This is a genomic window from Pseudomonas migulae (genome assembly GCF_043225285.1).
Classification (GTDB): domain Bacteria; phylum Pseudomonadota; class Gammaproteobacteria; order Pseudomonadales; family Pseudomonadaceae; genus Aquipseudomonas; species Aquipseudomonas migulae_C.
The window spans coordinates 4094843-4108835 of sequence record NZ_CP171224.1; the positions used below are offsets into that span (position 1 = coordinate 4094843).

The following is a 13993-nucleotide window of genomic DNA, read 5'->3' on the forward strand; positions in this document are numbered from 1 at the left end:
TGCAAGCATGATTCGCTCGTGTACGGTAGTTCCCATTCCGCCCGCTCAGGAGATGACCGTGAAAGAAATCACCCAACTGGCCGCTGAACTTGGCAGGCGCCTGCAGGTTCTCAATGTTCACGTCACGGCTGCCGAGTCCTGTACCGGCGGAGGCATTTCCGAGGCGATCACCCGTATCCCGGGGAGTTCAGCGTGGTTCGAGGCCGGTTATGTGACGTACTCCAACCGGCAGAAGACCGAGCAACTGAATGTCCCGCATGAGTTGTTTGCGACGGTGGGGGCGGTCAGTTGCGAGGTGGTCGAGGCCATGGTCCGTGGCGCGCAGGAAAAGAGCCGGGCGCATTTTGCCGTGGCGGTGAGCGGGGTGGCCGGTCCGGATGGCGGTTCGCCGAACAAGCCGGTCGGCACCGTCTGGCTGGCCTGGGGCGTGGGTGACCGGGTGTTCAGCGAGGTCCAGCACTTCCCCGGTAACCGTGATGAGGTCCGCCGACAAACGGTGAAGGCCGCGCTAGAGGGGCTGCTGCACCATGCCGCGGGAGAAATCTCAAATCAGGGGTAGGCGATCCTGAATCCCTGTGGAATAATACTGGCTACTTATACAGGTGTTGGCCGTCAGGCCTTATTGATTACGTGAGGACTTTAATGGACGACAACAAGAAGAAAGCCTTGGCTGCGGCCCTGGGTCAGATCGAACGTCAATTCGGCAAGGGTGCCGTAATGCGTATGGGCGATCAGGACCGACAGGCGATTCCTTCTATCTCCACTGGCTCCCTGGGTCTGGACATCGCGCTCGGCATTGGCGGTCTGCCAAAAGGCCGTATCGTTGAAATCTACGGTCCTGAATCCTCCGGTAAAACCACGCTGACACTGTCGGTGATCGCCCAGGCTCAAAAAGCCGGCGCCACCTGCGCATTCGTCGACGCTGAACACGCCCTTGATCCTGAATACGCCGGCAAGCTCGGCGTCAACGTCGACGACCTGCTGGTTTCCCAGCCGGACACCGGCGAGCAGGCCCTGGAAATCACCGACATGCTGGTGCGTTCCAACGCGGTTGACGTGATCATCGTCGACTCCGTAGCCGCCCTGGTTCCAAAGGCTGAAATCGAAGGCGAAATGGGTGACATGCACGTGGGCCTGCAAGCCCGTCTGATGTCCCAGGCGCTGCGTAAAATCACCGGTAACATCAAGAACGCCAACTGCCTGGTGATCTTCATCAACCAGATCCGTATGAAAATCGGCGTGATGTTCGGCAGCCCGGAAACCACCACCGGTGGTAACGCGCTGAAGTTCTACGCATCGGTTCGTCTGGACATCCGTCGTACTGGCGCGGTGAAAGAAGGTGATGAAGTCGTCGGTAGCGAAACCCGCGTCAAGGTTGTGAAGAACAAGGTTGCTTCGCCGTTCCGTCAGGCCGAGTTCCAGATTCTTTACGGCAAGGGCATCTACCTCAATGGCGAGATGATCGACCTGGGTGTTCTGCACGGTTTCGTCGAGAAGTCCGGTGCCTGGTATGCCTACGAAGGCACCAAGATCGGTCAGGGCAAGGCCAACTCGGCCAAGTTCCTGGCGGATAACCCGGAAGTTGCCGCGAAACTCGAGAAGCAGCTGCGTGACAAACTGCTGACTCCAGCGCCGGACGTCAAAGCATCGCCAGTCAAACAGACTGAAGATGACCTGGCTGACGCTGATATCTGATTGATCCGATGACCGCCGTACTCGATACACTCGTCGCGGTGCGGCGAACCGCAATGGACCTGCTCGCACGACGCGAGCACGGTCGAGTCGAGCTGACGCGTAAACTGCGTCAGCGCGGCGCCCTCCCTGAAATGATCGACACCGCACTCGACCGCTTGACGGAAGAGGGCCTGCTGTCTGAAGCCCGCTACCTTGAAAGCTTCGTTTCCTACCGTGCACGTTCCGGCTATGGCCCTTTGCGTATTCGCGAAGAGTTAGGCCAGCGTGGCCTGCAACGCAGCGACATCGAACTCGCGTTACGCGAGAGCGGTATCAACTGGCAGGAACAGCTGGAAGATACGTGGCGGCGCAAGTTCTCCGGGCATTTACCGATTGACGCCCGGGAGCGTGCCAAACAGGGACGCTTTCTCGCTTATCGGGGATATTCCATGGAGATGATCAACCGCTTGTTCAGCGGTCGGGGAATGGACGATTAAACAAAAACGGCCCGCTCGGGCCGTTTTTTTTTTGCCTCACGTCACCTTGGACGGTTCTCGCGTACGTTGTTGCGCCTGAGGTTTGGGCTGTGCCCAGTTTTCCGGCAGGTTGATGAAGTCCACCAGTTCCCGCAAGCGGCCATGGTCACGGGCGTTAAAGGTGAAGGCCAGTCGTGCCAGATGGCTGAACTGCGGCTCGTCATGCTCCTCGCCGCTGTAGACATGTTGATGGAAGTGATCGCTCAGGCACAGGTCGGCGAACGCGTGCTGCATGTGTTCCAGCGCATCGTCGCTGAGTGTGTGGTTCATGCGGATCAAGAATTGATGCTTGAGCCAGCGGCTGGAGTGGAAGTTGCTGTAGAACTGATTGATCTGCTCCACCGCCTCTTCGGCGCTGTAGACCAGGCTCACCAGTTTCATGTCGGTGGGCAGGATGTAGCGGTTTTCCTCCAGTTGGCTGCGGATGAAATCCAGCGCGCCTTGCCAGAACGTGCCGCCCGGCGCGTCCAGCAATACCACCGGCACCAGCGGACTTTTACCGGTCTGGATCAGCGTCAACACTTCCAGCGCCTCGTCCAGCGTGCCGAAACCGCCTGGGCACAAGACCAGCGCATCGGCTTCCTTGACGAAAAACAGCTTGCGGGTAAAGAAGAAGTGAAACGGCAGCAGGTTGGTGGTGCCGTTCACGGTGGGATTGGCGTGCTGCTCAAAGGGCAGGGTGATGTTGAATCCCAGGCTGTGATCGAGGCCAGCGCCTTCGTGCGCCGCGGCCATGATGCCGCCGCCGGCACCCGTGATCACCATCAGGTCCGAGCGCGCCAGCGCGGCGCCGAGTTCTCGGGCAAGGCCGTACAGCGGATGTTCGATGGGTGTGCGTGCCGAACCGAAAACAGTGACTTTACGCCGCCCCCGGAACTGCTCCAGCACTCTGAAGGCGTGTTCGAGTTCACGCAGGGCTTGCAGGGTGATCTTGGCGTTCCAGCGGTTGTGGTCTTCCTGGGCCATGCGCAGCACGGTCAGGATCATGTCGCGGTAAATCGGGATGTTCGGGCTATTGGGGGAAACAAGGTTGAGTTGTTCTTCGACCTTGCTGATGAGGTCGTGGCCGCTGTCTTCAAAATGGCGGCTCAGGAGGTCATTCGGTTGGTAAGGCATCAACTTCTCCTTCCATACAGGCTCTGTTTTTCCCTTGGATGAAAAAAACATGTGCAGATCAAATCGAAAACCGGGCAGCCCCTTTCTGCGCTGAAAAAGTGAACGGGAACACTATGAATCTAGACCCTCGCGGTGAATTGCGCTGACTTGATCATTGCGCCGCAAAGTCTTTCCTGGCAACCGCTTATTGACGGTTTGCAAAGTGATTTCACCGCTCGTCTGAACGCACACCAAGTGTCTGTCACTCTGATTTACTAAATTACAGGCGTGACACGACAACTTTGCGTCAAAGGCAGGGCGCACGGTACAAGCGGTTCAAGGATTTTATCGCTCAAGCAGGGCGAGGGTGCAGGGAGGCTGGATGCTATGGCCAGAGTCATTCTGGAGATCGATACGCAACTGTATCGATTATTGAAGTCCTCAGCCGAGACCAATCATGTGAGTCTCGAAGAGGAGTGCTGCCGACGTCTTGAGGGTGCCGATCGTCGCTCACGATATCTGCAGGCACTCTTGGCAGAACTGCGCGCCGAAGATGAACAACGGCGCGCCAATTCCCATTGATTACTTTTTCTTGGCCGGCGGCGTGGCTTTCGGGCAATCCGATTCCTGGAAGCTGGCGGAACCGACCGGGCGATTGGTCTTCACCTCGGTAAAGTCGTAACGCATGACCGCGCCCTTGGCCATCAGCTTGCGGAACCCCGGGTTCCGGCAAACGGAAGCGCCCAGCTGGAAGTACACCGCTTTCGGGTCTTCGCGCATCTTGTTGGCGTGGCTGCTTTGTACGCTCAGGTGATTGATCAGCACATTGCCTTCGGCGGTGTAGCCCTGATCGAGAATATCTTCGTTGATCGCCCGTGGCGTGCCGACGCTGCTTTGTGCGGCGACGTTGCGCAGCTCTCGGTTGAGATTCTGCTCACTCAGGGACGCAGCCTGAGCGCTGAAGGACGACGCCAGCAGAATGGCAGCGGTGGGAACGATAAGGCGCAACATGAAACTCTCCTGATTCAGTGACTGGTGCTTCGACCAGCCACATGACTGTGCGTTCATTGGCGGCGAATTATAGGGGAGGTGGTCTGGACGGTACAGGCTTGCGCCGGATGCTCTGGTAAACTGCCGGTCTTTATTGCCCTGCCGAGTGCTGTTGTGTCGAGTTTTCCTGTCTGCCGGCGTTACCCACAATGAACCACGCTCCCAACGCCGTGGCCCGCCTGCGCGATCAGCGCGAAGAAGAAGGCATCAAGCCGATCCAGGCCCGTGGCTGGAGAGCGCCGCGCTGCCGTGCCTGCCGCGTGATCGAGAGCCACTGCCTGTGCGCCTGGCGTCCGCAGGTCGAGACTCGCTCGGGCGTGTGCCTGATCATGACCAACAAGGAAGTGTTCAAACCGAGCAACACCGGTTGGCTGATCGCTGACGTGGTGCGCGACAACCATGCGTTCATCTGGTCGCGCACGGAAACCGACCCGCAGCTGCTGGCCTTGCTCGCCGATCCGCAATGGCAACCCTACCTGGTCTTTCCTGGCGAGTACGTCGAACCTGAGCGAGTGACGAATACGGTCGCCGCCGATAGCACCAAGCGCCCGCTGTTCATTCTGCTGGACGCGACCTGGACCGAAGCCCGGAAGATTTTCCGCAAGAGCCCGTATTTTGATGCACTGCCGATCCTGAGCCTGCTGCCCGAGAAGCTGTCGCGCTATCGGCTGCGCCGGTCGACCCGCAGCGAGCATTTGTGCACGGCTGAAGTGGCGGCGCTGTGCCTTGATCTGGCCGGCGATGTCGAGGCCGCATCGGCGCTGGACGCCTATTTTGACGTGTTCAGCCAGCATTACCTCGATGCCAAGCACCAGCTGGACATGAATGTTGAAACACCGGCCCATGCCGAGCTGATGCCTTTCGTGCAGAAAACAGCCGCTGTCACGGGCTGATTGTCGCCCATACTGCAAAGAACTGTAGCGCCCAGGCACCTTGACCACCCCGGTTTCGCTGGGCATGCTTGGCGCCGATTGGGGCGCGGCTGTAATTTGAAACGCCGTATTTTTGCGTGATTGCCACGTCATTGGCGTTGAACGTGCCCTGTTGGTGCAGCTCCGTGGCTGCACCTAGAGCTGTTAGAAGAACAGGATCATTTGAAAAATGGCCACATACGAAATCCTGATTGCCGATGACCACCCGCTCTTTCGCAGCGCCTTGCATCAAGCGTTGACCCTGGGCCTTGGCCCGGACGTCCGTCTGGTGGAAGTGGCGAGCATCGCCGAGCTGGAAACCCGCCTCGACGAAAAGTCCGACTGGGACCTGGTGTTGCTGGACCTGAACATGCCGGGCGCCTACGGTTTTTCCGGGCTGGTGCTGCTGCGTGGCCAATATCCGCAAATTCCGGTGGTGATGGTGTCGGCCCAGGAAGAAGCCTCGATCATGGTCAAGTCCCGTGAGTTCGGCGCCAGCGGTTTCATTCCTAAATCGAGTGACCTGAGCGTGATCCAGAAAGCCGTGCGTTCGGTACTGGACGGCGATGTGTTCTGGCCACCCCAGGCGTTTGAAGCGGTCAGTGTTTCCGACGAGGCCAAAGCCGCCAGTGAAGGCCTTGCCAGCCTGACACCGCAGCAGTTCCGGGTGCTGACCATGGTCTGCGAAGGGTTGCTGAACAAACAGATTGCCTACGAACTGAGCGTGTCGGAGGCGACGATCAAGGCCCACGTCACGGCGATTTTCCGTAAGCTGAATGTGCGGACGCGAACCCAGGCGGCGCTGCTTCTGCAACAACTTGAGTCAATTTCAAGCCACTAAAGATTGGCGCCTTCACGCTTTTTTGACTTTGGTTGATCTAGCTTTCCCACTCCTTTTTGGTCAGTTGCCACTTTTATGTCCCCTTTCAAAGGCCAGACCGGCCTGAAACGCATCCTCAACGCCTCCGGTTACTCGCTGGACGGCCTTCGCGCAGCCTTCACCGGCGAAGCGGCTTTCCGGCAACTGGTGTTGCTCAATGTCATCCTGATCCCGATTTCGTTCTTTTTGAACGTCAGCCGCGTCGAGCAGGCGCTGCTGATTGCCGTCTGCCTGTTGGCGTTGATCGTCGAACTGCTCAACTCGGCGGTGGAAGCAGCCATCGACCGCATTTCCCTTGAATTGCACCCGCTGTCCAAGAACGCCAAGGACATGGGCAGCGCCGCGCAACTCGTGGCGTTGACCATGATCGCGCTGGTGTGGGCGGTGATCCTGCTTTAAGCGATGGTGGGCAGCACGATCTCGTCGCTGCGCTGGACCCCGGCGGTGAAGGCGCGGCACAGGTCGAGGAATTCGCGCATCGCCGGTGTCTGAAATTTCTGTTTGTGCCAGATGAAATAGAACTGCCGCGCCAGGTCGAGATCCGGCGTCTCCACCGGCACCAGGCTGCCGCGACGGAAAGCGTCGCGCAGTGCCAGCCGGGAAATGCAGCCAATCCCCAATCCTGATTCCACCGCGCGCTTGATCGCTTCGGTGTGTTCCAGTTCGAGGCGGATGTTCAGCGCACTGCGATGGTGACGCATGGCCTGGTCAAAGGTCAGGCGCGTGCCGGAGCCCTGTTCCCGCAGGATCCACGCCTCGTGACTCAGCTCCTCCATGCTCGCGGTACCGCGTATGGCCAGCGGGTGTTGCGGCGCGCAGAACACCACCAGTTCATCTTCGACCCAACTCTGCACTTCGATGTCCGGATGGCTGCAGTCGCCTTCGATTAGACCCAGGTCAATTTCATAGTGGGCAACTTGTTGCACGATGTTGGCAGTGTTCTGCACGTGCAGCTTCACCTGGCTTTCGGGATGGCGCTGCATGAAGCTGCCGATCAGCAAGGTGGCCAGGTAGTTGCCGATGGTCAGGGTCGCACCGACCGCCAGGGAGCCGAACCCCGACTTGCCATTGAGCAGGTCTTCGATTTCCTTGGCCTGGTCGAGCAGCGCCACCGCTTGCGGCAATAACTGTTTGCCGAGGGCGTTGAGGCTCAGCCGTTTGCCGGCACGGTCGAACAGCTGGCAGCTCGACTGGCGTTCCAGCTCGGTGATCGAGGTGCTCGCCGCCGATTGCGAGAGGTTGAGCAGGCCCGCAGCACGGGATACGCTTTCCTGCTGGGCGACGGCGACGAATACTTGAAGTTGACGGAGAGTAAATCGCATATCTATATAACCGATAACCCTTATCTTAATAATCCATTTAACAGATATTGTCGCTGCCATTAGAATGCGATGCAATTGCGCAGATAACAGGCGCAGGCAAAATCTCCAGGAGTCCCACGTACATGAGCAACATGAACCACGAGCGTGTCCTCAGTGTTCACCACTGGAACGACACTCTGTTCAGCTTCAAGTGCACCCGCGATCCGGGTCTGCGCTTCGAGAACGGTCAGTTCGTGATGATCGGCCTGCAACAGCCCAATGGCCGCCCGCTTATGCGCGCTTACTCGATTGCCAGCCCGAACTGGGAAGAGCATCTCGAGTTCTTCAGCATCAAGGTGCCTGATGGCCCGCTGACTTCCCAGTTGCAGCATCTGAAGGAAGGCGACGAGATCATCATCAGCAAGAAGCCTACGGGCACGCTGGTACTGGATGACCTGAAGCCTGGCAAACATTTGTACCTGCTCAGCACCGGTACCGGTCTGGCGCCGTTCATGAGCGTCATCCAGGACCCGGAAACCTACGAGCGTTTCGAAAAAGTGATCCTGTGCCACGGCGTACGTTACGTCAACGAAGTCGCCTACCGCGAATTCATCACCGAGCACCTGCCGCAGAACGAGTTCTTCGGCGAAGCCCTGCGTGACAAGTTGATCTACTACCCGACCGTGACCCGCGAGCCGTTCGAGAACGAAGGCCGCCTGACCGACCTGATGCGCAGCGGCAAGCTGTTCAGCGACATCGGCCTGCCTCCGATCAACCCGCAGGACGACCGCGCCATGCTGTGCGGCAGCCCGAGCATGCTCGACGAAACCAGCGAAGTGCTGAACAGCTTTGGCCTGAAAGTTTCGCCGCGGATGCGCGAGCCGGGTGATTACCTGATCGAGCGTGCGTTCGTCGAAAAGTGACCAGAGGTCACTTGTAGGAGCCAGCTTGCTGGCGATGGTCGCCAACGATGACGCGTTTCTCCCAGGATAAACGCGGTGAGATCCAGTCCATCGCCGGCAAGCCGGCTCCTACAGAGAATATGTAGCGCATGGAAAAGCCCGCATGACCTGAGAAGGTCATGCGGGCTTCTTCGTTTCTGGCGTTTAAGCCTTCGCGGGAATGACTTCAAGCACGCAGATCGAATCCGGCGCCGGATAATGCCACCGCACATCCACATCCCAGAACTGCGCGCCATATTCCCGTTCTGGTGCAGGCGTCTGGTACGCCGGCCGTGGATCCTGCGCCAGGCATTGCTCGATCAGCTCAACCAACGGCTCTTCCAGCCGCTGAGCATGCCCATGGGCCTGTTGCAGCGCCGAATCCGCCCACTGCACGGCAATCAACTGCGGCGCAGCGCTGGCGATGCTGTTGGACGCCGTGTCGATGATGTCGGCGTAAGGCACGTAGGGCTTGATGTCGAGAATCGGCGTGCCATCCAGCAGGTCGATGCCGGAGATCCAGAGGCGACCGGCCTCGACCTTGTCCAGCTTCACCACGGATTGGCCGATGCCATTGGGCCGATGCGTCGCGCGGGTGGCGAAAACGCCCATGGACTTGTTGCCGCCGAGGCGTGGCGGGCGAACTTTCAGGCGTGGTTTCTCTTCCAGGGCCTGATGGAACAGGAACAGCAGCCAGACGTGGCTGACCTGCTCCAGACCCTGCACCGCATCGCCCTGATCGAATGGCGCCACCAGTTCCAGCACGCCACGGGCGGCGGGCGCCAGTTGCGGCTGGCGCGGGATGGCGAACTTCTCCTTGAAGCAGGAGCGCACGAAGCCGATGGGGGATACGCTGTAGGTCATTGGTTTAGGGTCGAAGCGGGATGGAGGGCGGGCATGATAACCCGATCGACCATTACTTCGGTGGTGCCTGTCAGTCCGCCATCGCGAGCAGGCTCACTCCTACATTTTGGAATGCATTCCCCTGTAGGAGTGAGCCGGCTCCGGGCGGCGTTCCGACGATGGCCGCACCGCTAATCTAAAGACTGAACCCACCATCAAGAGGAATAATATTCCCGGTCATATACGCCCCGGCCGTACTCGCCAGGCTGATCGCCAGTGCCGCCATCTCTTCCTCCCGGCCCCAGCGCTTCATCGGAATCAGCGCCGTATCCTCCGCCAGCGCCTGCTCATCGTTACCGATGTGCTGCGTCATCTTGCTCGGAAAACGCCCCGGCGCGATCACGTTGACGTTGATGTGCTGGCTCACCAGTTCCCGCGCCAGAATCCGCGACAGCTGATGCAGGGCCGCCTTGCTCGGCCCGTAGGCATAGGCCTGCTCGCCGAAGGACGAAATCCCTGCCACCGAACCGATGTTGATGATCCGCGCCGGGTTCGCTTCGGACCCGGCCTTGCGTAGCAATGGCAAGAACTGCTGGATGCAGTTGAACACCGACGTCACGTTCAGCTGCATGACCTTTTCCCAGCCTTTCACCGGGTAGCTTTCCAGCGGTGCGCCCCAAGTGGTGCCGGCGTTGTTCACCAGGATGTCCAGATGAGTGATCTGCTCGCCCAAGCGAGTGGCGAGTTGCAGCACACCTTCTTCAGTGGCCAGGTTGGCGGCCACCGCACGGCAACGACCGAATGCACTCAACTCGTCAGCCGTTTGCTGGCAGGCCTCGGCATCGCGGGCGCAGACGTACACGGTGGCGCCCGCCTCGACATAGGCCTTGGCAATCATTTTGCCGATACCACGGGTGCCGCCGGTCACCAGAGCGGTGCGGCCTTGCAGGGAAAAGTACGGGTGCATGGCGAATCCTGAAGAGCTGAGGGTCTTTACACCCTAGCCGTCAGCCGCTGAAAGCGGAGCCACTATTTTTGCGCGGAATGAAGGTCTATAGAGCCTTCGGCTGATGCCACCCCTGTAGGAGCCGGCTTGCCGGCGATGGCGTCCTCAAGATCGCTATCGCCGGCAAGCCGGCTCCTACAGATGAAGGTGGTGGCCCATCGACCGTGGGGGATTACTGCGGGCGAACGCGCAGGGTCAGGCCCTTGAGGAAGTTGCGCAGCAACTGGTCGCCGCACGGACGGTAGTTGGTGTGGCCGAACTTGCGGAACAGCGCGCTCAGTTCAGGCTTGGACACCGGGAACTCGGCCGCCTTGAGGATCGCGTGCATGTCGTCTTCCTTCAATTCGAAGGCCACACGCAGTTTCTTCAGGATGATGTTGTTGGTCACCGGCACTTCGATCGGCTGCGGTGGACGGCTTTCGTCCTTGCCGCGCTTGAAGATCACCAGACCGTCGAGGAAATGCGCCATGACTTCGTCCGGGCAACGGACGAAGCCTTCCTCGTCCTCTTCTTTCTTGTCGAGGTAGGTCAACAAATCTTCCAGGGACACGTCCATGCCGCCGAGCTTGATGATCTCGATGACTTTCTTGTCGCTGATGTCGAGCATGTAGCGCACGCTGCGCAGTACGTCGTTATGAATCATGGTGTGCAATCCCGATAGTCGGCAGTGGGCGCCGCATAAGCCGCGGCGCCGGAATGTATGGCGGCGTGAAAAGTCTTAGAACTTCTCTTTGCCGGACAGGTAGCGCCATTGCCCCAACGGCACTTTGCCGATGGACACGCCGCCGATGCGGATGCGACGGATGGCGACGACCTTCAGGCCAACGGCTTGGCAGAACAGGGCGATCACGCCCGGTTGTGGGTTCTTCATCGCGAAGCGCAGGCGGTTTTCGTTCTGCCAGCTGGCTTTGACTGGCGGCAGGTCCTTGCCCTTGTAGGTAAGGCCGTGGTTCAGGCGGTTGAGGCCGTGAGCGACCATCTCGCCTTCCACCTCGACCACATACTCCTGCTCGATCTTCGCGGAGTCGGCGGTGAGTTTGCGCAGGATCTTCCAGTCCTGGGTGAACACCAGCAGGCCGCTGGCGTTGGCCTGCAGGTCGGTGCTGGCGGTCAGGCGCAGGAAATGGCCCTTGAGCGGGCGTTTGCTGAAGCGGTGTTCTTCGCTCAGGGTTTCCGCGCTGAGGGTGGCCATGGCTGTTTCAGCGTCCATGCCTGCAGGCACGTTGAGCAGGATGGTCACCGGCTCTGGCGCGGTGGCCTTGGCTTCCGGGTCGAGCTCGACTTTCTGGGTGTCGACCTTGAACTGCGGCTCGTCGATGACTTCGCCGTCCACGGTGACCCAGCCGCCCTCGATGAACAGCTCAGCCTCCCGACGGGAACAGCCGACGAGTTCGATGAGGCGTTTGGAGAGACGTATCGGGTCAGTCATGACAGGGCCGTAACAAAAAAGGGGTGGGCATTGTACCTGCTGGGCGCCGGTTAATCCCGGCTCCATTTGCGCCGTACAGCTATTTGTAGGAGCCAGCTTGCTGGCGATGGAGGTCGGAACACCGCGTTTATCCAGAAAGGACGCGTTATCGTTTACGTCCATCGCCGGCAAGCCGACTCCTACAGGTGTGTGGTGTGTCAGCCATTGCTCGACTGTTGTCGGGTCTGGCGCAGCCGCATGTGCAACAACGGATAAGGCTGCCCCATGCCGTCATGCTCGGTACGGCCGATCACTTCGAAGCCCTGTTTGAAGTAGAACCCCAGCGCCTGCGGGTTCTGCTCGTTGACGTCCAGTTCATCGGCGTTCAGGTGTTCCATGGCATAGCGCAGCAACTGCTTGCCCAGACCCTGGCCACGGTGGGCCGGGTCGATGAAGAGCATTTCGATCTTGCCCGCCGCCACGCCGGCAAACCCGGTGATGCGCTGGCGCGAATCCTTGGTGCAAATCAGCATCACTGCGTCGAGGTAGCGGGTCAGCACCAGGTTTTTCAGCAATTCGATGTAGCTGTCCGGCAGGAAGTCGTGGGTGGCGCGCACCGAGTCTTCCCAGACCCGGGTCAGTTCCTGATAGTCGCTCTGTTTCGGCGTGTGGATGACCGAATGGTGGCGCATGGCCGATTGCCCCTTTTGCAGTGGATGGCGCGAGTCCTTTCTCCCACAAAACGATAGACGTAAAAAAGCCCCGCATCTCGTCAAGAGAGCGGGGCTTTTCGTATTTTTTGCGTTTAGATCTGTTCAGCCCACAGGTCGTATTCGTCGGCGTCGGTCACTTTGCACCAGACCTTGTCGCCCGGCTTCAGGTTGCTGCCGTTGTCGATGAACACGTTACCGTCGATTTCCGGGGCGTCGAAGAAGCAGCGGCCAACGGCGCCTTGCTCGTCGACTTCATCGACCAGCACTTCGATTTCACGGCCGATGCGCATTTGCAGGCGCGCCGAGCTGATGGCCTGCTGGTGCGCCATGAAGCGGTCCCAACGGTCTTGCTTGACGTCGTCCGGAACGATGTCCAGGTCAAGGTCGTTGGCCGGTGCGCCTTCGACCGGCGAGTACTGGAAGCAGCCGACGCGGTCGAGCTGGGCTTCGGTCAGCCAGTTCAGCAGGTACTGGAAGTCTTCTTCGGTTTCGCCGGGGAAGCCGACGATGAAGGTCGAACGGATGATCAGGTCCGGGCAGATCTCGCGCCAGTTCTTGATCCGCGCCAGGGTCTTGTCTTCGAACGCCGGGCGTTTCATCGATTTGAGGACTTTCGGGCTGGCGTGCTGGAACGGGATGTCCAGGTACGGCAGGATTTTCCCGGCGGCCATCAGCGGGATCAGCTCGTCGACGTGCGGGTACGGGTAAACGTAGTGCAGGCGAACCCAGACGCCCAGGGTGCTCAGGGCTTCGCAGAGTTCGGTCATGCGGGTTTTCACCGGCGCGCCGTTCCAGAAACCGGTGCGGTACTTCACGTCGACGCCGTAGGCGCTGGTGTCTTGCGAAATCACCAGCAGCTCTTTGACGCCAGCCTTGACCAGGCGCTGGGCCTCGTCGAGCACGTCACCGACCGGACGGCTGACCAGCTTGCCGCGCATCGACGGGATGATGCAGAAGCTGCAGCTGTGGTTGCAGCCTTCGGAAATCTTCAGGTACGCGTAGTGGCGCGGGGTCAGCTTGATGCCTTGCGGCGGCACCAGGTCGATCAGCGGGTTGTGATCCTGACGCGGCGGCACGACATCGTGCACAGCGTTGACCACTTGCTCGTACTGCTGCGGACCGGTCACGGCCAGCACGCTCGGGTGCACGTTGCGGATGTTGCCTTCTTCCACACCCATGCAGCCGGTCACGATGACCTTGCCGTTTTCCTTGATGGCTTCGCCGATCACTTCCAGGGACTCAGCCTTGGCCGAGTCGATGAAGCCGCAGGTGTTGACCACCACGACATCAGCGTCCTGGTAGGTGGACACAACGTCATAACCTTCCATGCGCAGCTGGGTAAGGATGCGCTCGGAGTCGACCAGTGCTTTGGGGCAACCCAGGGATACGAAGCCAACCTTTGGATTGGCCGACGCAGGAGTGGTGGACATGTCTAACCTCGGTGTTTGTGACGCCTCCAGCCGCAAACGGGCAAGGCGTTAATCGGGCACTTGGTGTGCCTCTGATCAAAAAGTGCGCAATTCTAGCGGCGACACGCGCAGATGACCAGCTTTATGGAGGGAAATACGACGAGTGCTGCGCTATGCTTCGCGCCGTTGAGCTTTACCAATTTTTTACAGTCAACGAAACGACTGT

Annotated in this window: 17 protein-coding genes; 8 read left to right on the forward strand and 9 right to left on the reverse strand. The window is 59.6% G+C overall.

The features are described from left to right. Positions 1–58 precede the first annotated feature (58 nt). The 3 genes from ACF6ZU_RS18715 (at position 59) to recX (ending at position 2171) form a co-directional block, all read left to right on the forward strand. Positions 59–559 (forward strand): CinA family protein, encoded by a 501-nt coding sequence (locus ACF6ZU_RS18715; RefSeq protein ID WP_392885841.1) that lies wholly within the window; start codon positions 59–61, stop codon positions 557–559. A gap of 83 nt (positions 560–642) precedes the next feature. Beyond that, positions 643–1695, forward strand: coding sequence for a recombinase RecA (gene recA, locus ACF6ZU_RS18720; RefSeq protein WP_392885843.1), 1053 nt, complete (start codon positions 643–645; stop codon positions 1693–1695). Between the two features lie 8 nt (positions 1696–1703). Further along, complete coding sequence (recX, locus tag ACF6ZU_RS18725; protein WP_392885844.1) at positions 1704–2171, forward strand: recombination regulator RecX; 468 nt, start codon at positions 1704–1706, stop codon at positions 2169–2171. A 36-nt stretch (positions 2172–2207) separates the two neighbouring features. Here the strand turns inward: recX and ACF6ZU_RS18730 are convergent, their stop codons facing one another. Continuing rightward, a complete protein-coding gene (locus ACF6ZU_RS18730; RefSeq protein ID WP_392885845.1) occupies positions 2208–3326 on the reverse strand; it encodes a TIGR00730 family Rossman fold protein in 1119 nt (372 codons plus the stop codon). A 366-nt stretch (positions 3327–3692) separates the two neighbouring features. On the opposite strand from ACF6ZU_RS18730, the gene ACF6ZU_RS18735 reads away from it, so the two are divergent. After that, entirely contained in the window at positions 3693–3887 is a 195-nt protein-coding gene (locus tag ACF6ZU_RS18735) for a hypothetical protein (RefSeq protein WP_392885846.1), read from the forward strand. Here ACF6ZU_RS18735 and ACF6ZU_RS18740 read toward each other — a convergent pair whose 3' ends face one another. After that, the gene (locus ACF6ZU_RS18740) at positions 3888–4316 is read right to left on the reverse strand and encodes a PA3611 family quorum-sensing-regulated virulence factor (RefSeq protein WP_392885847.1); all 429 of its coding nucleotides are present in this window, start codon (positions 4314–4316) and stop codon (positions 3888–3890) included. A gap of 188 nt (positions 4317–4504) precedes the next feature. On the opposite strand from ACF6ZU_RS18740, the gene ACF6ZU_RS18745 reads away from it, so the two are divergent. From ACF6ZU_RS18745 to ACF6ZU_RS18755, 3 genes are all read left to right on the forward strand, one after another. Then, on the forward strand, positions 4505–5248 hold the full coding sequence (locus ACF6ZU_RS18745) for a tRNA-uridine aminocarboxypropyltransferase (RefSeq protein ID WP_392885848.1): 744 nt from the start codon (positions 4505–4507) through the stop codon (positions 5246–5248). 208 nt (positions 5249–5456) lie between these two features. Beyond that, entirely contained in the window at positions 5457–6107 is a 651-nt protein-coding gene (erdR, locus tag ACF6ZU_RS18750) for a response regulator transcription factor ErdR (protein ID WP_008039285.1), read from the forward strand. Positions 6108–6182: 75 nt separating this feature from the next. Next, positions 6183–6545: a diacylglycerol kinase gene (locus tag ACF6ZU_RS18755; protein WP_008030027.1), complete on the forward strand. Its 363-nt coding sequence runs from the start codon at positions 6183–6185 to the stop codon at positions 6543–6545. Here ACF6ZU_RS18755 and ACF6ZU_RS18760 read toward each other — a convergent pair. Continuing rightward, positions 6542–7468 (reverse strand): LysR family transcriptional regulator, encoded by a 927-nt coding sequence (locus ACF6ZU_RS18760; RefSeq protein WP_392885850.1) that lies wholly within the window; start codon positions 7466–7468, stop codon positions 6542–6544. The two genes, ACF6ZU_RS18755 and ACF6ZU_RS18760, sit on opposite strands and share 4 nt — an antisense overlap. Before the next feature lie 122 nt (positions 7469–7590). Between ACF6ZU_RS18760 and fpr the strand changes: the two genes are divergently transcribed. After that, positions 7591–8370: a ferredoxin-NADP reductase gene (gene fpr / locus ACF6ZU_RS18765; protein WP_003443014.1), complete on the forward strand. Its 780-nt coding sequence runs from the start codon at positions 7591–7593 to the stop codon at positions 8368–8370. A gap of 183 nt (positions 8371–8553) precedes the next feature. Here fpr and tsaA read toward each other — a convergent pair whose 3' ends face one another. The 6 genes from tsaA to rimO all read right to left on the reverse strand — a co-directional run bounded on the left by tsaA (position 8554) and on the right by rimO (position 13788). Then, positions 8554–9252, reverse strand: coding sequence for a tRNA (N6-threonylcarbamoyladenosine(37)-N6)-methyltransferase TrmO (gene tsaA / locus ACF6ZU_RS18770; RefSeq protein ID WP_392885852.1), 699 nt, complete (start codon positions 9250–9252; stop codon positions 8554–8556). A gap of 175 nt (positions 9253–9427) precedes the next feature. Further along, entirely contained in the window at positions 9428–10198 is a 771-nt protein-coding gene (locus tag ACF6ZU_RS18775; RefSeq protein ID WP_392885854.1) for an SDR family oxidoreductase, read from the reverse strand. A gap of 211 nt (positions 10199–10409) precedes the next feature. Beyond that, positions 10410–10880 (reverse strand): DUF1456 family protein, encoded by a 471-nt coding sequence (locus ACF6ZU_RS18780; RefSeq protein WP_017336769.1) that lies wholly within the window; start codon positions 10878–10880, stop codon positions 10410–10412. A gap of 75 nt (positions 10881–10955) precedes the next feature. Continuing rightward, complete coding sequence (locus ACF6ZU_RS18785) at positions 10956–11666, reverse strand: rRNA pseudouridine synthase (RefSeq protein ID WP_392885856.1); 711 nt, start codon at positions 11664–11666, stop codon at positions 10956–10958. Positions 11667–11863: 197 nt separating this feature from the next. Continuing rightward, on the reverse strand, positions 11864–12337 hold the full coding sequence (locus ACF6ZU_RS18790; protein WP_392885858.1) for a GNAT family N-acetyltransferase: 474 nt from the start codon (positions 12335–12337) through the stop codon (positions 11864–11866). 113 nt (positions 12338–12450) lie between these two features. Beyond that, on the reverse strand, positions 12451–13788 hold the full coding sequence (gene rimO, locus ACF6ZU_RS18795; RefSeq protein ID WP_392885860.1) for a 30S ribosomal protein S12 methylthiotransferase RimO: 1338 nt from the start codon (positions 13786–13788) through the stop codon (positions 12451–12453). Between the last annotated feature and the right edge of the window lie 205 nt (positions 13789–13993).